24 protein-coding genes and 1 tRNA gene are annotated in these 23757 nt (G+C 36.6%); 11 read left to right on the top strand and 14 right to left on the bottom strand.

Annotated features, from left to right (window positions below):
* Positions 1-134: 134 nt before the first annotated feature.
* The 3 genes from P4L16_02080 to P4L16_02070 form a co-directional block, all read right to left on the bottom strand.
* Positions 135-803, bottom strand: coding sequence for an amino acid ABC transporter permease (locus P4L16_02080; protein MDR3623909.1), 669 nt, complete (start codon positions 801-803; stop codon positions 135-137).
* Positions 804-807: 4 nt separating this feature from the next.
* Positions 808-1563 carry a transporter substrate-binding domain-containing protein gene (locus P4L16_02075; GenBank protein MDR3623908.1) on the bottom strand — a complete coding sequence of 252 codons (756 nt, stop codon included), beginning with the start codon at positions 1561-1563 and terminating at the stop codon, positions 808-810.
* 288 nt (positions 1564-1851) lie between these two features.
* Positions 1852-3168, bottom strand: a complete 1317-nt coding sequence (locus P4L16_02070; GenBank protein ID MDR3623907.1) for a hypothetical protein — start codon at positions 3166-3168, stop codon at positions 1852-1854.
* A gap of 214 nt (positions 3169-3382) precedes the next feature.
* On the opposite strand from P4L16_02070, the gene P4L16_02065 reads away from it, so the two are divergent.
* A complete protein-coding gene (locus P4L16_02065) occupies positions 3383-4387 on the top strand; it encodes a serine protease (GenBank protein MDR3623906.1) in 1005 nt (334 codons plus the stop codon).
* On the opposite strand, the gene folD is transcribed toward P4L16_02065, so the two are convergent.
* The gene (folD, locus tag P4L16_02060; protein MDR3623905.1) at positions 4382-5242 is read right to left on the bottom strand and encodes a bifunctional methylenetetrahydrofolate dehydrogenase/methenyltetrahydrofolate cyclohydrolase FolD; all 861 of its coding nucleotides are present in this window, start codon (positions 5240-5242) and stop codon (positions 4382-4384) included. The genes P4L16_02065 and folD overlap by 6 nt on opposite strands.
* Before the next feature lie 74 nt (positions 5243-5316).
* On the opposite strand from folD, the gene tdh reads away from it, so the two are divergent.
* Positions 5317-6345, top strand: a complete 1029-nt coding sequence (gene tdh / locus P4L16_02055; GenBank protein MDR3623904.1) for an L-threonine 3-dehydrogenase — start codon at positions 5317-5319, stop codon at positions 6343-6345.
* Between the two features lie 6 nt (positions 6346-6351).
* On the top strand, positions 6352-7227 hold the full coding sequence (locus P4L16_02050) for a polyprenyl synthetase family protein (GenBank protein MDR3623903.1): 876 nt from the start codon (positions 6352-6354) through the stop codon (positions 7225-7227).
* Here P4L16_02050 and P4L16_02045 read toward each other — a convergent pair.
* Both P4L16_02045 and P4L16_02040 read right to left on the bottom strand, forming a co-directional pair.
* Entirely contained in the window at positions 7212-7589 is a 378-nt protein-coding gene (locus P4L16_02045; GenBank protein ID MDR3623902.1) for a hypothetical protein, read from the bottom strand. The two genes, P4L16_02050 and P4L16_02045, sit on opposite strands and share 16 nt — an antisense overlap.
* Positions 7590-7683: 94 nt before the next feature.
* Positions 7684-8382, bottom strand: a complete 699-nt coding sequence (locus P4L16_02040) for a sugar transferase (protein ID MDR3623901.1) — start codon at positions 8380-8382, stop codon at positions 7684-7686.
* Between the two features lie 176 nt (positions 8383-8558).
* Here P4L16_02040 and P4L16_02035 point away from each other — a divergent pair, with 176 nt between their 5' ends.
* Positions 8559-9005, top strand: a complete 447-nt coding sequence (locus tag P4L16_02035) for a hypothetical protein (protein ID MDR3623900.1) — start codon at positions 8559-8561, stop codon at positions 9003-9005.
* Here P4L16_02035 and P4L16_02030 read toward each other — a convergent pair.
* The 4 genes from P4L16_02030 to P4L16_02015 form a co-directional block, all read right to left on the bottom strand.
* Positions 9002-9574 (bottom strand): iron-sulfur cluster assembly accessory protein, encoded by a 573-nt coding sequence (locus tag P4L16_02030; GenBank protein MDR3623899.1) that lies wholly within the window; start codon positions 9572-9574, stop codon positions 9002-9004. The two genes, P4L16_02035 and P4L16_02030, sit on opposite strands and share 4 nt — an antisense overlap.
* A 16-nt stretch (positions 9575-9590) precedes the next feature.
* On the bottom strand, positions 9591-9854 hold the full coding sequence (locus P4L16_02025; protein MDR3623898.1) for a 2Fe-2S iron-sulfur cluster-binding protein: 264 nt from the start codon (positions 9852-9854) through the stop codon (positions 9591-9593).
* A 60-nt stretch (positions 9855-9914) separates the two neighbouring features.
* Positions 9915-10889, bottom strand: a complete 975-nt coding sequence (locus P4L16_02020; GenBank protein MDR3623897.1) for an L-threonylcarbamoyladenylate synthase — start codon at positions 10887-10889, stop codon at positions 9915-9917.
* A gap of 104 nt (positions 10890-10993) precedes the next feature.
* Positions 10994-11068: transfer RNA gene (locus P4L16_02015), tRNA-Pro, on the bottom strand.
* 129 nt (positions 11069-11197) lie between these two features.
* Between P4L16_02015 and P4L16_02010 the strand changes: the two genes are divergently transcribed.
* The 3 genes from P4L16_02010 to P4L16_02000 are packed head-to-tail and all read left to right on the top strand — an operon-like array spanning position 11198 to position 14393.
* Positions 11198-11824 (top strand): nucleoside monophosphate kinase, encoded by a 627-nt coding sequence (locus P4L16_02010; protein ID MDR3623896.1) that lies wholly within the window; start codon positions 11198-11200, stop codon positions 11822-11824.
* Positions 11825-11826: 2 nt separating this feature from the next.
* Positions 11827-12882: a DNA replication and repair protein RecF gene (recF, locus tag P4L16_02005; GenBank protein ID MDR3623895.1), complete on the top strand. Its 1056-nt coding sequence runs from the start codon at positions 11827-11829 to the stop codon at positions 12880-12882.
* A 5-nt stretch (positions 12883-12887) separates the two neighbouring features.
* Positions 12888-14393 carry a hypothetical protein gene (locus P4L16_02000; GenBank protein ID MDR3623894.1) on the top strand — a complete coding sequence of 502 codons (1506 nt, stop codon included), beginning with the start codon at positions 12888-12890 and terminating at the stop codon, positions 14391-14393.
* A 66-nt stretch (positions 14394-14459) separates the two neighbouring features.
* Here P4L16_02000 and dnaN read toward each other — a convergent pair whose 3' ends face one another.
* Positions 14460-15560: a DNA polymerase III subunit beta gene (dnaN, locus tag P4L16_01995; GenBank protein MDR3623893.1), complete on the bottom strand. Its 1101-nt coding sequence runs from the start codon at positions 15558-15560 to the stop codon at positions 14460-14462.
* Between the two features lie 123 nt (positions 15561-15683).
* Here dnaN and smpB point away from each other — a divergent pair, with 123 nt between their 5' ends.
* The 3 genes from smpB (at position 15684) to P4L16_01980 (ending at position 19551) form a co-directional block, all read left to right on the top strand.
* Positions 15684-16148 carry an SsrA-binding protein SmpB gene (smpB, locus tag P4L16_01990; protein MDR3623892.1) on the top strand — a complete coding sequence of 155 codons (465 nt, stop codon included), beginning with the start codon at positions 15684-15686 and terminating at the stop codon, positions 16146-16148.
* Positions 16149-16239: 91 nt separating this feature from the next.
* Positions 16240-18510, top strand: a complete 2271-nt coding sequence (locus P4L16_01985) for a hypothetical protein (GenBank protein MDR3623891.1) — start codon at positions 16240-16242, stop codon at positions 18508-18510.
* 18 nt (positions 18511-18528) lie between these two features.
* Entirely contained in the window at positions 18529-19551 is a 1023-nt protein-coding gene (locus tag P4L16_01980) for a hypothetical protein (protein MDR3623890.1), read from the top strand.
* Positions 19552-19624: 73 nt separating this feature from the next.
* On the opposite strand, the gene P4L16_01975 is transcribed toward P4L16_01980, so the two are convergent.
* Positions 19625-20221 (bottom strand): hypothetical protein, encoded by a 597-nt coding sequence (locus P4L16_01975; GenBank protein ID MDR3623889.1) that lies wholly within the window; start codon positions 20219-20221, stop codon positions 19625-19627.
* Between the two features lie 247 nt (positions 20222-20468).
* On the opposite strand from P4L16_01975, the gene P4L16_01970 reads away from it, so the two are divergent.
* A complete protein-coding gene (locus P4L16_01970; protein ID MDR3623888.1) occupies positions 20469-21947 on the top strand; it encodes a hypothetical protein in 1479 nt (492 codons plus the stop codon).
* Here P4L16_01970 and P4L16_01965 read toward each other — a convergent pair.
* Positions 21934-22680: an HAD family hydrolase gene (locus tag P4L16_01965; GenBank protein MDR3623887.1), complete on the bottom strand. Its 747-nt coding sequence runs from the start codon at positions 22678-22680 to the stop codon at positions 21934-21936. The genes P4L16_01970 and P4L16_01965 overlap by 14 nt on opposite strands.
* Positions 22670-23698, bottom strand: a complete 1029-nt coding sequence (locus tag P4L16_01960; protein MDR3623886.1) for a phosphotransferase — start codon at positions 23696-23698, stop codon at positions 22670-22672. The genes P4L16_01965 and P4L16_01960 overlap by 11 nt, the downstream gene beginning before the upstream one ends.
* Positions 23699-23757: the final 59 nt, after the last annotated feature.

The following is a 23757-nucleotide window of genomic DNA, read 5'->3' as shown; positions in this document are numbered from 1 at the left end:
CCCTGAAAATTATACTTGCAACTATTTCAGGCTGAAAGCCTGATTTATAAAAGCCTAGGGCACACGCCTTAGGTGCCCTCAGCACGTAATTTGCAGGCTGAAAGCCTGCGTTATAATTTGATGCTTTAGCTTAATTATTTTGTGTATGCAAGTCTTTTTTCTATATGCCTTGAGAGCATATTCAAGATGAGGGAAATCGCTGCATAAAAAAGAGCTACTAGGATGTAGATAGTAAGTGGTTCCATCTCTCTTGAAATAATATTCATCCCTGCACGAGTAAGCTCTAACATACCGATGGAAGATAATATGCTTGTGCTTTTTAAAAGAGACTCTAGTTCATTGGTAAGGGCAGGTATTATGTTTCTAAATACCTGTGGAAAAATAATGTAGCGAAGTGTTTGGATTTTACTAAACCCAAGTGTAAAACTTGCTTCCCACTGTCCAGATTCAATTGTGTTAAGACCTCCTCTAACTGTTTGTGCAACATATCCAGAGGAGCAAAATCCAAGCGCTATTACAGAGGCTACAAATCCATCTAAATTGATGCCTAAGAGGTCTGGCAACACAAAGTAGACGATGAGTAGTTGCACATAAAAGGGAACTGCCCTCAAAAAGAAGGTTATAACTTTAATCGGCGATGAAAGCCATCTTATCCTACAGCGAGTAGACAAAATTGTTCCAAAAAGTATTCCTAGAAGGGTGCTCAAACAAAGCGTTGCGAAAAACACTTGCAGTGTCATTTGCACCCCCTTTAAAAGAAGGGGGAGCGATTTTATGATTAAACTTTGATCAAATGCATCCATAAGTTTACCTTAAGCCCCATTTTTCTTCCAACGCTTGAATTGTTCCATTAGCCTTAAGAAGGTTTATAGCTTTTTCCACATCGAGTTTTAAAACGGTGTTATTTTTGTTGATGCAAATGCCATTACCATAAGCTTGTTCCTCTTTTGGAATCGGAATTTGAATGACTTGTAGCTCTTTATATTGCTTTAAAAACCTTGGAAGCATGGAAGGATCTGCAAATGTTGCAACGGCCTTTCCATATTTTATTTCCATGAGAGCATCTTGGATGGAGTCTGTCTGCTTTAAATTTTTGAGAGAAAATTTTTCTGCGCATTTTTCTTGATAAGATCCAGCCTCTACACATACAACACAATCTCTTTTTGCAAGATCTTCAATGGATACAATTCTATCTGGTATCTTTTTCCAGAATAAAAGAGGCATCTCTACAGTATCTTCACCTTGGTAGTGTATCATCTGCATTTTTTGCATACGCTCTTCTGTTATAGAAACAGCAAATAATATGAGGTCTATTTTGTTTTGCTTTAAAGCAAGGAACAAAGGCTGCAATCCTCCCAAATCCTTTAAAACAAGTTTTTTATTTAAAAGAGTTGCAAGTTCCTTTGCAACAGAGATATCAAAGCCTTCATATTCCCCCTGTTCGTTTAAACAAACATAAGGGGCGTAGGCGCCTGTTGTACCAACTACTAATTCTTTTTCATTGTTAGTAGATGCAAAAATAGTAGCAGATAATAATAAAAAATTTAATATAAATAAAAACATAGATTAACTCCTAAAAAATAAGCGTAAAAATTAATTTAAAAATAAATGGAGGATGAAAAGGGAAAACCTTTGCATGCCAAGACTAAAAAAGAGTGTGCTCTTTTTTAGAGATTAAATAAGATGATGGAAATGATGAAATAAAGAAGAGGTAGCTGAAGTTTTTGAAAAATAGAGCGTTTGCTCCAATGCTTTTTGTAAACTGTCCATAATAGGGCCTACCTTCGATGCCAAAATTATTTTGGGCTTCCCTCTATTCTATAAAGATGATTCATTTAATGCGAGAAAAAATTATGTGAGTAATTTGTGGCCAAAGGGTGTTACACAAAAGTACTCTTTATCTTGAAAGTAGGTAGTATCTACAAGGCCTGCTTCAAAGAACTTTTCAAAAATAATTTTTTTGATAAAATCCTCTTCTTCTTTTAAGTAGCAAGGACGCATGTAACACCACTGTTTACCCGTTTTTTTGAGCATAAGCTCCGACTGAGTGCCAATGCCAGCTGTACACCCCTCTAAGAAGGTATGAAATGAGATCCAGCCATGTTTAGCAAACATTGCCATTTGCTTTTCTAACTCACGCAAGTGTTTTTCTTGGCAGAAGGAAGATGCATAGTCATGGATATGTAGGGGTAGGCGGTACAAACAATGTGCTTGTTGGTCATCTCTTAAAGAGAGAAAGGAATTTGCACGTTCAAGAGGTGTAACCTGTAAGTCTTGGAGTTCTACAAGCTGAAGCTCTTGTAACCTTTTGAGGAGAGTTGATTCTAGCTCATCTATTAATGTGGGTTTGTTTTTTATAGAGACAAGTGTTTGCTGTAACTTTTTAATGAAACCAAAGGGTGAGATTTCTTTTTCGAAACTAGATTCTTTTTTATTTTTTATTTTTTTTGAGAATGAGAGATGTTCTTTCCATTCAGCAAAAGGTGTAACCACCTCTATCCAACGATCCTGGAGAGAGACATAATTAATACAACAAATGAAGTTAAATTCTAGAAACAGCATGAGCTCTTCAAACTCTTCTTTTTTATAGCTATATTTTTCATGAAAGTAGCAAGAGGGCAATTGATGCTTTTCAGCCATTTCGAGGTCATTGATAATAGATTTGACGATAGGAAGTTCTTGAGTAAGCTCTGCTATATGTCTTTTAAAAATCCTGGGAGTTAGAAGATATTTTTCAATGATTGCTTGAAAAATATCGTCAGAGGTTCTTGGAAGGGCATACCAGACTGGAATATGCTCGATAGGAACTTTTTTTAGTAAGCTTTTTATGTATTCAATACCTGGTTGGAAATCTGGATCGAACTTTATTAACTGTGTTTCATAATATTTTCTTGTGTCCTTATCGACAATAATACAATCGAAAGATTTTTTTAAAAGACCAGATCTCTCTAGTTTTTTAAGTGAATTTACAATTTGAGTTTCATCTACTTCGAGTGCATCTACTAAGTTTGTAAGGGAAATAGATAAAGGCCCATCGACAATTTCTCTTAAAAGCTCAATATCAAAGGCAGAAAAGTCTGCCATAAGAAGGCGATTTTCTACGTCTCTTTTGTATGGGTAATCTGCAAGGTTAATCTTATTCTTTTTAGGCGCTGTCAGATCTGGCATTTTTTAACTTTATCTATTTTTAATTTAAATTATCACATAATCATAACACATTAATTGTTAACTTACAATAAATTAATATTATTTTATTTTGTTAAATTACATTTTTATAAAAATTTTATTTCGATTATTTTTTAAATTTTATAGTTGTTAAAATTTAAAAAACGACATAGGATGCATAAAAGACGATAAATTATTTTAAACTCTAGGTTATGCTATGTTGCGCTCTCGTTATATTGTTTTTTTCCTTCTTCTTTTTTCTTTTGGAATAGGCAACCCATTATTTGCAGATGCTGAAGCCGAAGATATTGCTAAAAAGTACTATCAAGGGGTTGTAAAAGTGTTTTTATATGATGCATCTCTTGTAAAGGCTCTTAATTTAGATAAAGATCAAGGATATCTTACAAGGGGATCTGGGTTTATCGTAACATCTGATGGTGTACTATTTACAAATAAGCATGTGGTTGAATGGTGCGTTGATGGGTATATGGTAGCTGATTGGGTAGATGAAGAGCATAAAGCCCATACTATGGACGTTCTAACTTATAAAAAAGGGCTGGAATCAGATCCTAAAGTTAAAAAGATCTATTTTGTTGGGCATGCAGTACCTATTGTACAGATTTTTCGCGATACAACAGGTGATGACTTTGATTTGTATAGAGCAGAAGTTCTAACAATAGGAGATAACTTTGATGGGGCTATGTTGAGAATCGTATCAGATATTGATGGAAAGCCTATCAATCGTGAATTTGTGGTTCTTCGTTTAGGAGATGCAACAAAAGTTCCTATGGGTGAGGACCTTGTCATTATGGGCTTTCCTGCCCAGTATGAAAATAGCGATCTTTCGATGGATTTAAAAGATACAATTACACTGAGTTTTGGCCGTCACAGCGGGCTGGATTACGTATTTGATGAAAACCCATTGATTAAGACAGATGCGTCGATTCATGAGGGAAATAGTGGAGGCCCTGTTTTTAATACAAGTGAGCAAGTGATTGGGATTGCAACGGCAATGGGTATCAAAACGCAAATTGGCTTAATTGAGCAGATTAATAATATGTACTACATTGCAGCGTCGTATCCAGATATTTTGGCAGTTCTTGTTAAAAATGGACTTGTTGTTCCAACGGGTAAGCGAGAGATTAAAACTTTATCTGGTAGAGCGAAACCATTGCCAAAGTTGCACTTTGCACCGCTTGAAAGAAGAAGAACACCCTCATAAGGTATGTTGTAGATAGCTTTGATAGGTGTTTTTTAGGAGCATGGCAATTGTCATGGGGCCTACACCACCTGGAACTGGTGTAATAATGGAACATTTATCTTTGACTTGCTCAAAATCAACATCTCCAATAATTTTTGTGCCTGCTTCACTTTGAATTTTATGAATGCCAACATCGATGACAACAGCGCCTTTTTTTACCATATCGCTCTTGATAAAGAGGGGGCTGCCAATAGCTACAATTAAAATATCAGCGCTTTGACAGATTTCTTTTAGGTTAGGAGTGCCACTATGAGCAACTGTGACGGTTGCATTGGCATGAGGCCCTTTTTGCATTAAAAGAATGGCAAGGGGTTTGCCAACTAAGTTACTTCTTCCAACAACAACTACATGTTTGCCCTCCACTTGCACATTTGCGTGTTTGAGAAGTAATTGGATGCCACCTGGAGTGCAGGGGATAAAGCCATCTTTGTTTCCAATAGAGAGTTTTCCCATATTGAGGGGATGAAAGCAATCGACATCTTTTTTAGGATCAATTGTTTCAATAACCGTTTGTGTTGAAATATGAGGGGGTAATGGAAGTTGTACCAAAATCCCATCAATCGTTTTGTTGTTATTTAAATTTTTAATTTCCTCTAAAAGAAGATCTTCACTTATGGAAGATGGAAACTTTTTTAAATAAAAGTTTATGCCAACAGATGTGCATCGCTTTTCTTTCATGCGAATATAGGTAAGAGAGGCTGGATGTTCGCCGACTAAAACAACAGCAAGACCTGGTTTTCTTGTTTGTAAATGTCCAATTTTTTCTTTAAGTTCAGCTTCAATGTGTAAAGCAATTTTTTTCCCATCTAGAATCATAACAGGTGTAATCTCTTGAATTTTATAAGAATTTAATCTATCATGTTTGCTTTAAGTTAAGCTATAGGATTTTTATGAAAGCATTAGTAAAAAAACATGCAGCTCCAGGTCTTTGGTTAGAAGATGTTCCTGAACCTACAATAGGTGATACAGATGTCCTCATTAAAATTAAAAAAGCAGCTATTTGTGGGACAGATGTGCACATTTATCAGTGGGACGAGTGGGCTGAAAGAACGATTAAAACTCCTATGGTTATCGGTCATGAGTTTGTTGGCGAAATTGCAAAGGTTGGCTCTCTTGTAAAAGAGCTAAAAGTCGGGGATCGCGTTTCTGGAGAGGGACATTTGGTATGTGGCCACTGTAGAAATTGTAGAAGTGGTAAAAAACATTTGTGTCCTCACACAATGGGTCTTGGAGTCAACCGTCCTGGTTGCTTTGCTGAGTATCTAAGCTTTCCTGCAGAAAATGTAGTAGTAGTTCCTTCTAGTATATCTGATGATCAAGCAAGTTTCTTAGATCCTCTTGGTAATGCAGTTCATACGGCACTCTCTTTTAGTCTTATTGGTGAAGATGTTTTAATTACAGGAGCAGGCCCCCTTGGACTTATGGCAGTTGCCATTGCAAAGTTTGCAGGCGCTCGCAATGTTGTCATTACGGACATGAACGAGTATCGTTTAGATCTTGCAAAGAAAATGGGTGCCACTGCAGCTGTAAATATTCAAAAGGAAAATCTGCGCTCTGTAATGACTTCTTTGGGAATTAAATATGGTTTTGATGTTATTTTGGAAATGTCTGGAAGTTCAAAGGCTCTCTCTTCAGCAATCGATGTAGCTTTTCATGGGGCTTGTATTGTTCTACTTGGTATTTTGCCCAAGCATAACTCTGATATCGATTGGCACCAAGTTATTTTTAAATGCTTGAATATTAAAGGTATTTATGGAAGAGAGATGTTTGGAACATGGTACAAGATGATTGCTATGTTACAAAGTGGTTTAAATATAGCTCCTGTAATTACGCATAAAGTACCCCTTAGTGAATTCCAAATAGGCTTTGATGCAATGCTTTCTGGTACCTGTGGAAAAGTTATTTTAGAGATATCTTGAGAGTTTATGGATGTAGCTTCCTATTGTCATGAGCATGCTTGTTGGATAGAAAATGAGCTTAGTAAGCTTGTCGAAGAAAAAAATCTTCCTTACAACGAGCTTTTTAAAGCAGCTCGCTATTCTCTGCTCTCTTCAGGAAAACGTTTGAGGCCTATTTTAATGATGGCCATTGCCGCAGCTTTCGGTGCAGATAAACAAAAAGCGCTTATGCCGGCTCTTGCACTTGAAATGATCCATACATATTCCTTAATTCATGATGATCTTCCTTGTATGGATAATGATGATTACAGAAGAGGAAGGCTTACACTTCATAAAGTAGTTCCAGAGTGGCATGCACTTTTGACAGGCGATTTTCTTCTAACCTATGCTTTCGAGTTAATTTCAAACGCACAATTAATTACAGAGTCACAAAAACTTAAGCTGATTTCTCTCTTTTCAAAAAATGCAGGGGCTCATGGAATGATTGGTGGCCAGGTAATGGATCTTATGAATGTTGGCAAGGAGATGTCCATAGAAAATTTAGAAAAGCTTCATTCATTAAAGACAGGTGCATTGCTTTCTGCAGCGGTTGTGGGTGGCGCAATCATTGCAGGTGTTGAAGATTATAAAGAAATAGAGGATTTTGGAGAAAAAATCGGCCTTGCATTTCAAATCATCGATGATGTCCTTGATGTAACGGCTTCTGAAGAAAAGCATGGTAAAAAAGTTAGTACCGATGTAATTAATAACAAAATAACTTATGTATCTCATCTTGGAGTTGAGGGGTCAAAGCAAGCAGCAAGTAATCTTCTTTCTTCCGCAAAAGAACATTTAAGAAAGACTTTTAAAGATTCAACATTTTTAGAGCTTTTGGCAGAAAAGCTTGTTTATCGAACGATATAATACCTTTTCATAAGCAGATAGACCATAAACCAAGAATAGAGAACATCTAGTACGGGATAGACAATAAGATCTGAGAACATCCATTCTAAAGAGGTGTGTACGTAGAGTTTAAAAAGTACGCCAAGTGCCTGCTCTAGTCCTGTTTGAATAAAAACAAACAGAAGTACAGACATAAGAAATGTAGCTATTTTGCTACTAAAAAAATATTCTATATTAAATATAGCTAGAAAAAGCATGCTGAGAGTCATGGTGATGGCATAATAACCAAAAGGCGTGCTGCTATTTAAAATATCTAGTAAAATCCCAATAAAAAATGAGACAAAAAGGGCTTGTATGGTACTTAGCCTAAATTTTGCAAGCACTAAAAAGGGTGCAAAAAAAGAGAGTTTCAAAAAAGGAAAAAAGAGAGGAATAATTAGCTGATAAGCAAGAGTTAAAAAGAATACAGGAAGCAGGTTAGTAGGCTCCTCTAGAAAATAGTATGCATGGTATGGTTTTTAAAATGAGTTTGATATCGAAAAAAAAGCTGTGTTGATCAACATATTGCTCATCAAGGGCTACGCGATATGCATAGCTTGTGTTGCTGCGTCCTGATGTCTGCCAAAGTCCTGTAATTCCTGGTCTAATAGATAAGATTTTTGCAGCTTTTACGCCGATATGTCGCTCGATCTCTTCCTCTACAACAGGCCTTGGCCCTACAATACTTAAATCTGCAACAATAACGTTCCAAAATTGAGGCAGCTCATCTAGCGATGTTTTTCTGAGAAAAGCCCCGATAGGAGTGATTCTTGGATCAGACTTGAGCTTATGGGTTTTTTCCCATTCTTGCTTTAAAGAAGGATGATTTGTAAGTAAATCATTGAGCCTACTATCCGCATCTTTATACATTGTACGAAATTTGTAGCATTTAAAGATTCTACCGCCCCTTCCAATGCGCTTGTGACCATAGAAAATAGGACCTTGTGACGTAGAAATGATAATAAGAGCAATAATGCAAAAGAAGGGCAAGAGCATAAGCAAGGTAAAAATGCTAAAAACAACATCAAATGTGCGCTTTAATGTATTGTGGCGCACGTCTATTGGAAAAATTTGCTGTAGTATATCTTCGAAAGAGGAGTTAGACTTTTCCATAGAAAAAGTTGAGAATTCATGCATCTTAATTGATCCAGTGTTGATCCAAGCTCTGATATATAACAATTTTTGTCTATTGATGTATACACAAAAATATACGAAACGAACTGAATAATTAAAAAAATGTTATATACTTTTATGGCATAATTATGATACAATAGCTATTATAATAAGATTAACTTTTAAAAATAAGGGTTTTTATGACTATAAATTGTTACCTTTCAGAGCACTTTTTTGAAAATCGGCTATATATTTCCACTCTTTCTAAGGAAAAGTTTAATAGTGTGATTTTTGAGAATGGAGCTGAAAAAAAGGGAGCTGGTATACGATGTTACTCAACTTTTATGGGCTGGTTTTTACAGTTTTTTGGGGTTGCCTCTGCATTTAATATCAATGGAAAATCTTATTATCTTAATCACAAGAGCATCTGCTTATTTTTGCAGAGAAACATTGAAACTCAAGGATTGGATACAGCTCAGAAAGTTGCAGCAAGACTAAATAGCCTCTATATCAATCAAAAACTAGGAGGCTGCAGCTCTAAGCAGTTGCAATGCATAAAGGCTCTCTTTTACGCAAACTATAAGGATTGCACTGACTTTTGTGATTTAATGACCCAGCTTAGTAAGATGAAAATTAGCAAAAGTTAATAGCTATGTGTATCGCCGCAACCACAAGATGATTTGACATTTGGGTTGGAGATCTTAAAGCCACCGCCCTGCAGGCCACCTTCAATGTAATCAATTTCTGATCCAAGAAGACGAGGAACCATTCCTTTCTTCACGTGGATATCTACGCCCCAGCACTCAAAAACGGCATCATCTGCATCTGGTTTTTCAGAGTAATCAAGAACATACTCTAGGCCACTGCAGCCAGCTGGCTGTTCAGAAAAGCGAAGGCCCCAGCCGCTCTTACCGTCTTCCTTTAAAATTTCTTGATATTTTAGAGCAGCTTTTGGTGTGAGAGAAATTGTTTCAGGATCAGAAGTTTCAGCTAAAAGATTGTTGAGGGCTTGTACTAATGCATCGACTTGAGGTAGAGTTTTTCCGTGGCTCAACATTCCAGCTTCTAAAGTTTCCCATGTTGCTGCATGGCATCCAGCACAGTGAAGACCTGCTTTGGAAATTTCATGAGCAAGACGTTGGCTTTTGTTTGGAAACATGCCAAGAATATCTTCTATTGTCATGTCTGATGTGATAGTGTTATTCTCTGTTGTCATGATAAGTCCTTTAAATTTAGAATGTTAGCGTTACTGAATTGCATTTGATTTTGCACTGACAAGCAAGTCGTTCTCTGTCTAAGCTGCCAAGAAAATCTTTTTCTTCTTCTGTAAATTCGGATAGATTTTCCATGCCGTTCACAACTTCTATGACGCAAGTACCACAAACACCCTCTGTACAAGCAAAAGGAACGCCTGCTTCTTCACAGGCTTCAGCAATAGGGGATCCATCTGGTAGTTCAATTTCTTCATTACTATCTTTGAAAATTAGCTTTGCCATCTTCAAAATCTCCTTAAAATTAAATATCGGGATAAATTATCTTCAAAAAGAGAGTTATAATCAAGTTGTTTGTGTATAATTCTTTGCAGCAGCTCTGGCTAATCTATCGTTGATAGCTCTTCCAAGTCCTACATCTGGAACAAATTCAGCAAGGATGAGGTCGACAGGAGCACTGTCAAGGGTTCTCATGGAAGCAAAAAGATTGCGAGCAGCTGTTGAAAGTTTACCATCGGGAGCAAGTTGTATATAACAACTATTTTTGTCATAACAATGTTGAAAAGAGAGAATAGCGATCTTTTTATGCTTATATTCTTCTAAAAGATTGGGAATAGAGCCCACAAGGAAGGGCTTTTTGGGTGCATAGTGACTTTTTAATTGTCCGGGGGCTTTGGGGTTAGAAGAAGAACAAGAAAGCACGTGAACGGGACCTATTAGTGAAGTAATTGCATCCATAGGTATCCCTCCAAGTCTATAAATGGTCGGAAGTTCTTCATTTTCAAAGCCAATGATTGTAGACTCAATACCAATATGAGAATTGCCTCCATCTAAAATGTAGGGAATAAGATTATGTAATTGATCATATACGTGTGCTGCGCAAGTTGGGCTTATATATCCAAACGGGTTTGCGCTGGGCGCTGCTAATGGAAAGGGAAGTGTTTTAAGCAAGTTGAGTGTGAGTGGGTGGGAAGGTATACGAAGAGCGACAAGAGGACTTGCACTGGTTACTAAATCAGGTATAAGTAAGCTTTTTGGTAAAAGAAAAGTAATGGGTCCAGGAGATAGCTTTTCAATTAAAATCTGTGCTTTTTTAGGCACATAAGTGGCTAGGGAGAAAAGGGTGTCCAGACTGTGAGTATGTACAATGAGAGGATCGAACACGGGTCTATTTTTTGTCTCAAAAATTTTTGTAACAGTAGCTACATCTAATGCATTACCTGCAAGACCATAGACAGTCTCAGTTGGAATAGCAACCAGCATACCTTGTAGTAGGCATTCTTTTGCTATGTTAATATCTTGGCCAATAATTGTGTTCATGACAGGGGATTCTATCATAGAAACAAGGTATACACAAACCAATTCTTGAACTTGTTTGTGTATAATTTCATCAAAAATCGAAATTGTTTTAAAGGGGGGGAAATTCGGAGTAGAGGGATTTGAACCCCCGACCTACTGCTCCCAAAGCAGCCGCGCTAGCCAAACTGCGCTATACTCCGTTAACTTGAAAGAAGATGGGAGATTAGCACGCATCATGAATTTTTACCAAGCAAAAAACTCTTGTTGCTTTCGAGAAAATTGCCTGATATCTTTGATGCGCTCGATTTATTCTTTAGGACTTTAATATCATGAAAGAGAAAATGCACTTTACACTTGATCCTTATCACGAAAAATACTCTAGCCTATTAATATTTGGCCCTCCTGGTGTTGGTAAAGGGACTTTATGTAAGTTCTTAAGTAATTCTGGAGTTCTTTTACATATCTCATCAGGGGATATTTTTAGAGGAATTTCTCCCAATTCATCAGCTGGAAAACTAGTTCAAGAATATGCAAACAACGGGTTATTATTACCAGATGAGGCAACAATTGCTATTTGGGAGAAATACATTTCTGGTCTCTATTTTACCAACCGCTATTATCCAGAAAAACAATATCTTCTACTCGATGGTATACCCAGAACTAAGCATCAAGCAGAAATACTAGATAAATACATCGATGTAAAAGGTGTTATTATCTTAGAAGTAGAAGATAAGCAAGTTTTACTCGACCGCCTGCAAAATCGTGCACTTTTAGAAAAGCGAGCGGATGATGGAAACGCAAAAATTCTTGCAACACGCATGGAAGTTTACGAAAAAGAAACAAGTAAAGTTCTTGATCACTACCCTCCATCGCTCTATTTTAAGATAAATGCAAATCAAAAACCCTTGGAAGTTGTAAGGGATGCATTAAAAGCAATTGTTCCATTAATCGTGTAATTATGTATGTACAAAAGCTTTATTTACGCTCCTTTAGAAATTATGATGAAGCATGCATAGAGCTCATTCCTGGAACAAACCTTTTTTATGGAGAAAATGCACAAGGCAAAACGAATCTGCTTGAAGCCTTAAACTTTTGTATTGCAGGAAGATCTTTTCGCACTCCAAAAACATCGGAGCTTATTTCCTATGAAGCCAAATCATTCGATCTAGAAGTACATTTTGTAAAGCATGAGATTGAACAAGTAATACGCATAACTTATGGTGGAAAAAAGCGCTTAATTTGCCATAACAGCACGGAATATACATCCTTTATCCAGCTTGTAGGTTTAATACAAGGTGTTGTCTTGACACCAGATGATATGGAACTAATTAACGCATCAGCACAACTGCGACGCCAATTTTTAGATTTACAAATTGCGCAAGTAGACCCTCTGTATGTGCATCACCTAACACGTTATCTTCGAGCATTGAAGCAGAGAAATATACTCCTTCGAAATAAAGCTCTTCTTGGCATTGAGAGCTGGGAGCATGAGTTGAGCGCCTCTGCAGCTTATGTATGTTTACAAAGAAGACGGGCTTTAGGGGTTTTAAAAAATTTAACAGAAACACTCTATTACAAACTTGGTGGTGGCAGTGAAAAGCTTTTGTTAGAGTATAGAGGGTTGATTATAAAAGAAGAGTCTTTAGAATCCATTCAAAAGGCTTATATCCATGCTTACAATAGATACAGAAATCAAGAAGTTTATATGGGATATTCTCTTGTAGGGCCTCATCGAGATGATTTTACGATGAAAATGGATGGGGTTGGTGTAAAAGATTTTGCAAGCGAAGGGCAAAAGCGGACACTTGTTGCAGCTCTTCGCTTTGCAGAGTGGGCGCATCTTTATCAAGAATCTGGCGAAATGCCCATTATGAGCGTTGATGATATAGGCTTAAGCCTTGATACAAGGCGCAAACAAAAACTGTATGAACATCTTATAACATTAGGGCAAGTGTTTGTTACATCCCCTGAAGAGTTATCTAAAGAGTATTTCCCAACTTCCATAAAGGTATAATCATTATGTCTTCTCCATCAAGAATTTCTCCAAGTACAATGGGTTCGTCAAGCACCTTTACAGGTAATATACCTAGTTCTAGCAATTCTTCTTCTACTATAGTTGAAGATATTGCTAGAGAAGCATTATATAACCAGAGCTCTTCTACAATCTCTAATATCAACGTGAGGAGTTGGAGCCACCATTTTTCTAAAGAAATACAAGAAGAGTATCTAAAGCTCATTTTCGAGAAAGTAAGAGAACCCATTATATGCGTTGTGGAAGGTAATTCAAAGGATCTTACAGAGCCTTCTTTTGCAACTGAGTTAATTTTTGTAATCCACACAACGGTAAGAAAGTATTTGGGAGGAAAAATTATGAGCACACAAGAAACATGTGCTTTTTGCTCTGAAATTTTAAAAAAGATATTTGAAAATTGCGAAGACGTACTCTCACAACTTATACCCCTTAAAGAACTTTATCAGAGGTATTTAACAGCCTTATTCAAAACAATAACAGGAGATTTTAACGCTTTTATAAAAGAAAATTATTTCAGTGTTTGTAAAAATACTCTTTTTAATCGAAGCGAGTTTATTAAAAATTGTAATGCTGACTTATGGAACGATTTTTATGATAAAACACTACGGGAAAGTTCTTCTTTGAATAGATGGTTATTTTGGATGCATTTAGAGTTTTGTTATTTTTCTAGTGTGGAAAAAAGTCTAAGCATGGATATGCTAAGGCTTCGATGTACTCCAGAAGTTTCTTGGTTTCAAGAAGCGCAAGTTAGGACTTTGGCTGCACTAGGTGAAGACGAACTCACTTCAGAACAGGTGATTATTTTTAACTTAATAATGGATGAAGTTGAGAAGTCGGGAGATTCATTTGAAAGTATTGCAGAAGGAAATGGGCTTGACGAGGTATTGATTCAACGTATGTATCGTTATTGTGCACAGTCTTTGGGAATGCAAATACCCCCTGTTCTTCCCACAGAAAAAGAAGCTAAAGAGTTTGCATGGACTTCATGTGCTGAGTCACTTGCAAAAAATGCACGAGCATATAATGAAAACTTTTCTAAAAGTGAAGAGGGAAGGCAATTTTTTGTTGAGCAAGGCTTTGCAATGAAAATTTTAGAACAAATACGACAAAATATTCCATCTCACTTTGAAATAGATCAAGTAAAGCAGTTTTTGCAATGGCTTAGATATTCTAATAATGAAAAAACAGAGCTTGGAAAGTTGGTAAGGAACCTTTTGTATTACGCAAGTCCTGATAGTAGTTCAGCAAGAACTTCTGCATCCCTAGAGAGTATAAGAGTAAAAAAAGATGGCAGCGCCTTTCAGAAAGTAAATTCAAGGCAGATTCCTGAGCTTAAAGGCATGGATTTAATTATTTACCAAGCAGCTGCAGATCAATCTTCTGGAAGTATAGAAGTATTTAAATTGCTATTGGCGGATATGCAACTTGAACAGGATCAAATAGATAGATTAGTTGCTCATTTCAACTCGGTACAAACACTGCATACGCAATAATTTGAAGCCTAAATATACACAAACAATTCTTGAACTTGTTTGTGTATAATCCATGGCAATGCTGCTCTAAACCTCTTGCAGACGCATGGGCATGATAACAAAAAGAGCATTTGATGAATCTGTAATTACTCCTGGATTGTAAGAATCGATTAATCCAAGATTTACAGTTTCATCACGGCTATGTTTTAAAATGTCTAAAAAGAAGTTGGGGTTAAAGGCAATATGCAATGGCTGACCATTGTAGTTTACGGGCATAGAGACTTTACTTTCACCTACTTCTACACAGTTTGCGCTCATGATAAGTTCTCCTTCAACAAAAGAAAAGCGAGCAGAGCAATGTGTCTCTGTCGTAAATAAGATTACTTGTCGTAAAAGTGAGATAAGCTCCTCTCTGTGCAAAGAGAGCTGAATATCTGTTTTTTTAGGAATGACTCTTTGAAAGTCGGGATATTCACCTGTGAGCAATTTGGAAACGATGATGGATTTGGATGTCTCTGCAGCAATTTTGTCATTCATCAAAAAGAGAGTTGTCTCTTCTGTTTCATCATCAATTTTTTGTAGCTCCTCTACAAGTTTAAAAGGTAAAACAAGCGTTCGCTGCAAACTTTCATCTGCAACAATGGGCGCTGTAGCTTTAGCAAGGCGTTTGCCATCTGTGCCAACAAAAGTGATCATCTTGTTTGCAATTTCCATATAGACACCCGTAAGTGCATAGCGCGTATCCTCCTTTGAAGTTGCAAAGGATGTTCTGTAAAGGGCTTCTTTTAAGGCTTTGGGATCTATTTTTATATGCGTTGCATCTTTTAAGTCGGGAAGTTCAGGAAACTCTTCTTTTCTCATACCACTTAGTTTGAAAGAAGAGGGGCCTGCAACAATTTCTGTTGAACCAGATGTGGTGGTGGTAATTTCGATGGGAACGTTTGAGAGTTCTCGGATGAGCTGAAAAAAATGTTTTGCAGGAAGCGTTGTCGAGCCTTCCTCTAAGACTTTAGCTTCTGTAAAGCAGCGTATCCCAATCACCAAATCTGTAGCTGTCAATATGAGCTCATCATTAGCCGACTCTATAAGTACATGTGAAAGTATAGGAACAGTTGGCTTTAGGGGTACAATGTTTTGAATCTTGAAGATAAGTTGGGATAAGTCTTGTTTAGAAATCACAAGTTTCATGCATCACCTATTTATTTTTCTCGAGGTTATAGACCAAATCGTCATTAAAAAAAATAACAGGAAATAATTTAAAATTAGTTGGCTGTTGACAGAAGATCGGTTGATTATGGTATTATGCACCGCATGAATGAGAAACAAGCAAAACAAACAGATCTTGCAACGAATAGGCGCGCCTTTCATGATTATGAGGTTTTAGAGACTTTTGAAGCAGGTATTGTTTTACAAGGCACTGAAATTAAGTCATTAAGAAACCATGGAGGCAGCATTCAAGAAGCTTATGTAAAAGTTATCACGAATGAAGTTTTTTTAATTGGTGCAAATATTGCTCCCTACAGTTTTGGAAGTATCTATAATCATGAAGAAAAACGAGATCGAAAATTGCTTTTACACCACCGTGAAATTGCAAAGTTAAGGTCTAGTGTTCAAGAAAAAGGACTTACTTTGGTGCCTTTAGCTCTCTATTTAAAAAAAGGACGCGTTAAAATAAAAATCGCCCTTGCTAGAGGTAAAAAGCTCATGGATAAGCGAGCTGCAATTAAAGAGCGCGATGAAAAGCGCGATATTCAAAAAGCAATGAAAAATGCTTAATTCTCTATTGTAATAAAATAATTACTATTTTATGATAGTTTCTTTTTAATTCTATTAATAACAAGTTTTATAATAAAAGGAAATAATCATTATGTCATCACCAGGAATTCCTCCAAATGGATCTTATTCATTCAGCTCATTTCCTAGTACTTTAAACTCTAGTTCTGATGCGCGCACACAAAACAATATGGGTCATACAGATGTTAATATTACAAATGCTGCTCATGGAGCACTAAATAATACAAGCACATTTACAGTGCCTTCTACACCATTTGTACAGGATTTAGCAGATCGGCGGGCTACTCTTAATCGGCGGGCTACTCTTAAAGAGCTAATTACAACTGGTATACCAAATGATTTACAAGAAAAAGACGAAGATCTTGCTGAATATATTTTTGATTATGTTCAAGAGTGGTTTAAAGTACCTCCAGGTACAGAAACACAAGAAATAGAATCTCTTTTTGATGAGTTATTACTTGATAATCCTCAAATCTCTAGCGGCTTATGTGAATACAAACAAAGAGTCCTTGCTGAGCTAAAAAAAAGAGAAAATTCTCATAATGTATCAGAGAAGCCCTGGAACAGCAAGAACGAACTCATGTACGATGGCATGCTAATGGGAGCTGAGGGGTCTCAAGAAGGGGCTAAGTATGTGGCAGAAGATATAGGATACAATGAAAAATGGCAACAACAGATGCTTTCTTATTTTCAAAGTGAAAGACCCCTAGCTTCAGAAGAACACTTTAAGGAGGCAAAGATTAACCCTGACTGGGAAGTTACTGCTAACTTTCTTGAGAAAGACCTACAAATGCGTAATGACACTTTTAGTAATCCATCCATAAGTGATAGTTCTAAGCAATTATCAGCGACGTATATTTTAGATGAAATAAAAGAGAAATTAGGGATTGAAGAGCAAGCTTCGCTATTTATATTTTTAGGATGGCTAAGTAATCATTCAGTAAAATTTGCAAAGTTGGTCGATAACCTTTCGCGCTACCAGACTCTTATCACGGCTAGTAATTACCAAAATCAGCCTTATGTAGCCTCTACAACCACTGAAAGAAATAATACAAGCTTTCTTATGCAAGTGCAGAATACAGAACTTAGTGATGAAGAAAAAGAAGCTTATATGTTTCTTAAAGACATATCAACCAATAATGATGAACTTGAAGTATCTATAAGAGCTAATTTTCCAAGTACTGCAACAAAAGTACTCAACTATCATTGGTCATTAAAAGTACAAAATGAAGGCGGGGCCTCTTCTGGATATACAGAAGCTCCAAGATCTATTTCTATACAAGAACAAGGTGCAAAGCTTAGTGAACAAGAGGAGGAGACTTATCAAATTCTTGTAGCGTCGGGCAATGAAAACGAGATTGTAGATCTTATAAAAAGTAATTTTGCTTCAAATGCTATACAAAGAGTACTTAATTATCATGGAAGCCAAGTAAATAAAGAGTTTATCGTTAATGAAATCAAAAACCCTATTATACAAGAAATTAATAGAAACAGTAGGGATATTGCAGATATGTCCTTTTTTGTTGAGCTAATTAGTGTAATTCACATTGTTGCACAAAAATACTCAAAATATAATGCCATGGATATGGATAAGAAGGGTGAGCTTTACTTAGAGATCTTAGAAAAAGTTTTTGAAGAATATCCAGACTTATTAGGGGGTATTTCACGATTAAGAGCCTTTTGTACAGAGACTTGTCGACTTTTAAAAGAAGAGGCAATACCAGAATTTAATGTGTTTATGAAAAGCCATTTTGAAAAGGATTTCATGCAAAAGTGCAGCTTTCAGTTATTGGATGAATTTGATACGCGAGTGCTAGGTAAAGAGAACTTCTTGAAGCGAGGACTGTTTTTAATTTATTTGGACTGCAAGTATAGTAATGATTTAAAAGAGAATCCAAATCTATCTGAAATACTTTCTAAGTACTTCATAAATATTCCTTGGTACCAAGGAATAGCGCATACAACAATCCCTGTAATGCCACAAACAAGTATGTCATCAGAAGAGTTAAGTGATAGATGTCTCAAACAAATGGCTGCTCATATTCCCGCTACTTCAATATTAACTTGTGAGGATCACATAAAAGACGATCTTGCTATGAATTTATTACCATTTACAATGAACGAAGAGATCACGGATAGCAAGATTGCTGCTACAACGTTTTTAGGATTATTTAACAAACGTGCAGATGCTGAGTGCAAAACCAAAGGGACACAAGCATTTTTAACTTGGCTACGAGATGATATAACTTTTGCTATGTTATATGATGATTGGAATAAATGTATAGATATGATCTTAGAGGGACTTCAACAGCTTGAGACAACCGTAATCCATAGCGCAGATTAAAAAGAGAGGGTAATTATTATGTCATCATTACAAATTTTAAGTGTTACAAGTTCGTCGAATGGGTCGTTTGATACATGGACAAGCGCAGATGCGGATTTTCCTCCAAAAATGCCTGTTATTGAGAGTGTTGCTAGCAGGGCATTGAATAATTTAAGTAGTGCTGTAGCTGCTACAACAGACGATGCTTTTCAATTATTAAACTGGGAAAGAGTAAAGCAGTACTTCATTAATAAAGGAGTAGAGATTGCTAACATATCAGCACTGGGGGGAGATAAGTTTGTTAAGCTATTTTTAGGTTGTGATACCATAGAAAACTATATTAATGATTTTATAAAAAATTTAAGTTCTCTTGAACCAAACGGGGGATTAAACAAACTAGGGTATAACTTATATACGCTTTTGCATTTTAACATGAAAAGTGATCTCGAATCATTAGGCGGGCGTCATTTGATTAGATCTTTTATACAAGAATCTTTGGCTGCCTATGTTCAGCATCCAGTACAACACTCATCTCAGGCTAGTTTTTATGCCCCTTCAAGGCCACCTAAAAGTCTTGCTGAGATTAGAAGCGTTAAAAATCCAACAAGCAAGCCAACTGTTGCTGACAATTCATCGCTCTATAAGCATTTAATTGCTTACGTTGTTAACTCACATATTTCTTTACAAGATAAAAGTAAATTTCAAGGACTTGTAGAAGTAGCAGAAGGGGAAATGAAAACACTTAGAACACTTGTTCGAGATACATTTTCTCTAGATACGTCAGAGGCAATACTTCGCAAGTTTTCAGAGTTAGCAATAAAATGGAGAGAGCTAAAAGAGAACGCCAAATTGTATGTTAAAGAAGGGATAAAAACAAATTGGGTTACTGTCGTAGATATTGGTAGCTGGTTTGGCGAGACTGAAAGTGCTGGTGAGGAGATGCGATATTTTTTAGAATGGTTGAAAGAAGACTCTGAGTTGCAAATTCAGTTGCTCGTAAAAAGTATTGCGGATGGGCTTGAGGAAATAAGAGAATCTTTAGCGCAAGACTCTGTTGAATAATGCAAAGAAAACAACGCCCTGCAAGTGCCCCATGTAATGAGGCTCTCGTACGGGCGTTGTTTCGATGGCTATCTTAGTAGCCTTGTGGAGTTGCCATGTTGGCATCACCATTACAAACATGTTTCCAATAGTATTGTGGAACATATCTGCAATGTGTATCACAAACTGTTCTTTGAACGGTTTTGCAATCAGGTTCACAGTAGTATTCTGGCTCATTGCGGCAAACAGTTACTGTGTAGTACTGAGGTACATATTTGCACTGTTGTACTTGGTAGTATTTAGGTACCATGCGGCAGCATTGTTTTTGGCATGGTATTTGTTCTTCAACACAACGTTGAGTTTGGTAGTGGCATGGTTGCCAGTGCACATAACGACACCAACAATCATTTGTAGGTTGGTCGCAAGGTGCTGCAGGTTGTGTGTCTGCACAACAGTCTGTTGAAGCAGATACTGGTTGGTATACTGCTGGAGCAGATACTGGTTGACAATTTACTGAATTATTTGCTGCATTATAATTCACTGAGTTATAACCAGTTGTATTGTAGCTTGCTACATTGTACTGATGATCACCTTGATAAGGTGTATAGGTATATTCGCCGCTTTGAGCAAAAGCACCTGATGCTAACAACATACTTGCTGTTGCTGCACATAATTTGAGAGTTAGTCTCATGATGTTCTCCTTGTTAGGAATTTTTGGGTTGTAAAACCGACTTAATCGATCGCCAACCATTAAACCTCATTGTAATCTTTATTTTAATTTTTACAAATTATTTTTTGATACAATGCCATTTTATTTCATTTTAAACACTTATAAACAGGTCTATATTTATTAAAAAAATTATTAAAAAATATTGATATTAATTATAAATTTAAGCATAATGCCATGTGTTTTGTTGATTTTAATTAAGGAAGTCGAAATGTCTGTTTGTATTAAAGAACCGAATTATTTTTATAGAGATTTTGAACACGATTTACCAAAAAAAATAGACAATAGTTATGTTTCTTATATAACTAGAATTACACAAGTTGCTCTTCCCTTTATCAGCCTTTATGGGCATGCAGGAAAGGTGCTTGGCGTGGGCTCTTCTGCTTTAAGAGCTATTACAGCAACAAATGATCTTTATTTCAATCCAAGCCTCAAAGGTTTAGCCAATTTAAGCTTTTCAGTTGTAGCTATAGCAGGAAGTGTCTTTTTACATCCCGTTGGAATTGTTATCACATCGCTACATGATTTAGGACTTAATTTTTATGGCATCTACCAAGCAGTCCAAACAAGAGATATTTTAGAAATTACAAAACAAACTACGCAGGTTGCAAATAATACGCTTTATCTTTTTACAACGGTATTTGCATCTATTGAACTACAAATAGCATCCCTTACAGTACAAGTCATTGTCTCAGGTGTTTCCTCTATAAGTGAATTTAAAAAAGGCAATTGGCTAGAAGGCTTTGCAACTCTTGCAATGGGCGCTATTCGCATCCATCAAACTGTAGGGCAAGTTGAGCTTTTAAGGAAAAAGTGGAAAATAGAAGCTCTTCTAAAGGGCACTTATGTAGGTAAATTACATGAAAAATGGCAATTTCCATCGGACCATTTACCAGTTGGTATTGAAGTAGATGGAGTTAAAATTGTCAGCTGGAATGTTTTGAACAATGCTTACATCAATTGGGTAACAGAAAAAGATTCTCAAGGACTAAACGGCTCGCTAATTAGTGATCTGAATATCGTTGTTCAAAAGAATGGGCTTACAAAACGAGATATGTATGTAATTCAACTTATTCAAAGCATTGCCTCCTCCAATGATATGATTGCATTGCAAGAGTGTGGAATGCCTTTTCTTAGAGAGCTACAGGAGAATTTACCTACAGATTGGAAATTTATAGGCTTTCTTAATAAGCCACTTGTTGATCAAGATGTTACCTTGTATAATAGCAGACGCTTTACATATGATCCTACTCATTCTGAAGTAACATATAGCGCCTATCCAAGTGTTCCTGGAAGATCCATTGTGAATGGATTATTTAGAAGAATGGAAAATGAGGGCAAGGACATACGCATCGTCAATGCACACATACCTGGTGATCCAACGCTTCCTGGAAGAGAGGAGTTTGCGCGTTATGTAGCAAATGCTACATCTGCCAAAGAGATTATGGTAGCTCTTGGAGATAATAATTTTGAGCGACACGAGATGCTCGATGCTTATAAAAAAGCGGGATTATCTCAATTTGATTTGCACTCTCCGTGGTGTACAAACATTGATCCTTACACAAAAATGTCAAAGGCAATTGACCACATTTTTGTCCAGGGAGCCTTTTCTAGGAGTTTGGAAGCTGGAGAAATTATGCCAGAAGAGGGACGTCTTCAAGAGACAATAGATTTGCTCAACGGTTCTTAAGGAATTCAATTGCTGGGATGAGCTCACGAAATTGTTTGATAACATAGTCAGGATCTGCTCCGGAAAAACGGTGACGTCCTTGGTTAGACACGAACAATACCGATTTCATCCCTAGCTGTTTGCAGCCAAACACATCATGTCCCGTATCATTGCCTACATGGATGACATTTTGGGGGTTGAGCTTAAGTTTATCAAGAGCCTGTTGAAAGAGCCTTGGATCTGGCTTGCAATAGCCGTAATCCCCAGAGATAATAATAGGATCAAAGTAGTCAATAAGTCCAACTGTTCTAAGTTCTGCTTTAGCATAATAGGTCTGTGCGTTTGAGACGATGGCAAGTGGGTATTTGCCTTTTAGTTGGTCTAGCGTTTCTCTTACATCTTCATAAAGTTGTAGCTTTCTTACCATAGAAGCTCCTCGAAAGAGGTGAGCCATCACAAGGGGCAAATGCTTTAAAAATTCTTGGGGTAGTGACTTTGTGTGTTCTGTTTGCTTTAACTCAACAATTTCTTTCCAAATTTTTACTGCATCAAATTCTGCAAACTTTATGCCAGAGTCTGCTTTTTGTTTCTTTAATATCTGAAAATAGAGATCTTTTAACTCCTCTTTTTCAATGAATATTCCTTGATAACTTAAGAAGTTGCGGATTTTTCTGTAGATATCAATTATGCCCTCATCTGTTAGAATGTCGATGAGAGTGCCATTAACATCAAAAAAGATTGCATCAATTTGCATGAGAAGCTCCATTTAAAATCTGTTTTACTTCATGAAGGAGTCTGTGGGAATAACTATGTTCTATCCATGTATTGCGGGCAATACGCATAAGAGTGATCGCTATTTGGAAGGGGATGCGTTTTGTAATGGAATGAAAGGCATCTGTTTGGTTTGGAAAGTGCTTACAGTATTCCCATAAAAAGTGCCCAATAAATGGCTCTGCATCATGTCTATGCTTTCCATGGTGCATAAAATAGTGTTGTAGCTCTCCTACAATGCGGCCTAAATCAAAGATTCGATCGGCCCTTTTCATTCTTTCAAAGTCAATTGCAAGAATATTATTTTCCTTTGAAAAAATAAAATTGGGAGGCGTTGCATCACCATGGACAAGAACTTGTCTGTCTTGCCACATATATTCTTTTCTTTTCCAATTCTCACAAAGGTTTGTTAGCAACCCAACTTCAAAATGAGATAGGTTTTTTGTGCTTTTTAGCTGATTGACAAGTTGATGGAAATAGGTACAGTCACGATTAAAATCAACGGGGGTGTCTATTGCTGTTTGGTTGTGAAGTGTCGCCATAAAATAGGCAAGAAGGCTTAAAGTTTCAAAAAGAAAGTCCATTTTTCCACTAGACAGTGCACGCCTTATGATTTTGCAAAGAGATACACCATCAGCATATTCGATGATGAGTAGGCAGTTAAGATCAGGATTGTAGGCAATTGGTTTGATTACAGAGTGGGGATGGCAATTGAGGTGACAGTTTTGTAGATAAGTTAAATTTTGAAATTCATGATAAGCTTTGCTTGCGGCCTTTGATGAATTACCTCTTTCTGTAAAAAATTTTCCTACAAACTTTTTATGAGTGTTTATCTCTTTATACAGGTAAACTTTGTTATTGTGTGTGCTGCTATGTAGGCGATAAACAGCAAATTCAGGATTACCTTGAAAAGAAGGCAGGATTTTTGGTAAAACAACAGCACACAGGTAGTTAAAGAGTGGATCGTTCTTTGGAAGATTTTTTAGCTGTTTATGTTGCATATAAAATAAAAATTTTATTTATTACTATAATTGTGATGTTATACAGTTTCTGAAATTTT

It is taken from the genome of Chlamydiales bacterium (assembly GCA_031292375.1).
Classification (GTDB): domain Bacteria; phylum Chlamydiota; class Chlamydiia; order Chlamydiales; family VFKH01; genus JARLHF01.
The sequence above is the reverse complement of the archived record's forward strand: the minus strand, read 5'-3'. Positions and strand labels throughout refer to the sequence as shown.

Bases quoted from the DNA above. Each gene is read 5' to 3' on its own strand.
- P4L16_02080 (MDR3623909.1), bottom strand. From the start codon at position 803: ATGGATGCATTTGATCAAAGTTTAATCATAAAATCGCTCCCCCTTCTT.
- P4L16_02075 (MDR3623908.1), bottom strand. From the start codon at position 1,563: ATGTTTTTATTTATATTAAATTTTTTATTATTATCTGCTACTATTTTT.
- P4L16_02070 (MDR3623907.1), bottom strand. From the start codon at position 3,168: ATGCCAGATCTGACAGCGCCTAAAAAGAATAAGATTAACCTTGCAGAT.
- P4L16_02065 (MDR3623906.1), top strand. From the start codon at position 3,383: ATGTTGCGCTCTCGTTATATTGTTTTTTTCCTTCTTCTTTTTTCTTTT.
- folD (MDR3623905.1), bottom strand. From the start codon at position 5,242: ATGATTCTAGATGGGAAAAAAATTGCTTTACACATTGAAGCTGAACTT.
- tdh (MDR3623904.1), top strand. From the start codon at position 5,317: ATGAAAGCATTAGTAAAAAAACATGCAGCTCCAGGTCTTTGGTTAGAA.
- P4L16_02050 (MDR3623903.1), top strand. From the start codon at position 6,352: ATGGATGTAGCTTCCTATTGTCATGAGCATGCTTGTTGGATAGAAAAT.
- P4L16_02040 (MDR3623901.1), bottom strand. From the start codon at position 8,382: ATGCATGAATTCTCAACTTTTTCTATGGAAAAGTCTAACTCCTCTTTC.
- P4L16_02035 (MDR3623900.1), top strand. From the start codon at position 8,559: ATGACTATAAATTGTTACCTTTCAGAGCACTTTTTTGAAAATCGGCTA.
- P4L16_02030 (MDR3623899.1), bottom strand. From the start codon at position 9,574: ATGACAACAGAGAATAACACTATCACATCAGACATGACAATAGAAGAT.
- P4L16_02025 (MDR3623898.1), bottom strand. From the start codon at position 9,854: ATGGCAAAGCTAATTTTCAAAGATAGTAATGAAGAAATTGAACTACCA.
- P4L16_02020 (MDR3623897.1), bottom strand. From the start codon at position 10,889: ATGAACACAATTATTGGCCAAGATATTAACATAGCAAAAGAATGCCTA.
- P4L16_02010 (MDR3623896.1), top strand. From the start codon at position 11,198: ATGAAAGAGAAAATGCACTTTACACTTGATCCTTATCACGAAAAATAC.
- recF (MDR3623895.1), top strand. From the start codon at position 11,827: ATGTATGTACAAAAGCTTTATTTACGCTCCTTTAGAAATTATGATGAA.
- P4L16_02000 (MDR3623894.1), top strand. From the start codon at position 12,888: ATGTCTTCTCCATCAAGAATTTCTCCAAGTACAATGGGTTCGTCAAGC.
- dnaN (MDR3623893.1), bottom strand. From the start codon at position 15,560: ATGAAACTTGTGATTTCTAAACAAGACTTATCCCAACTTATCTTCAAG.
- smpB (MDR3623892.1), top strand. From the start codon at position 15,684: ATGAATGAGAAACAAGCAAAACAAACAGATCTTGCAACGAATAGGCGC.
- P4L16_01985 (MDR3623891.1), top strand. From the start codon at position 16,240: ATGTCATCACCAGGAATTCCTCCAAATGGATCTTATTCATTCAGCTCA.
- P4L16_01980 (MDR3623890.1), top strand. From the start codon at position 18,529: ATGTCATCATTACAAATTTTAAGTGTTACAAGTTCGTCGAATGGGTCG.
- P4L16_01975 (MDR3623889.1), bottom strand. From the start codon at position 20,221: ATGAGACTAACTCTCAAATTATGTGCAGCAACAGCAAGTATGTTGTTA.
- P4L16_01970 (MDR3623888.1), top strand. From the start codon at position 20,469: ATGTCTGTTTGTATTAAAGAACCGAATTATTTTTATAGAGATTTTGAA.
- P4L16_01965 (MDR3623887.1), bottom strand. From the start codon at position 22,680: ATGCAAATTGATGCAATCTTTTTTGATGTTAATGGCACTCTCATCGAC.
- P4L16_01960 (MDR3623886.1), bottom strand. From the start codon at position 23,698: ATGCAACATAAACAGCTAAAAAATCTTCCAAAGAACGATCCACTCTTT.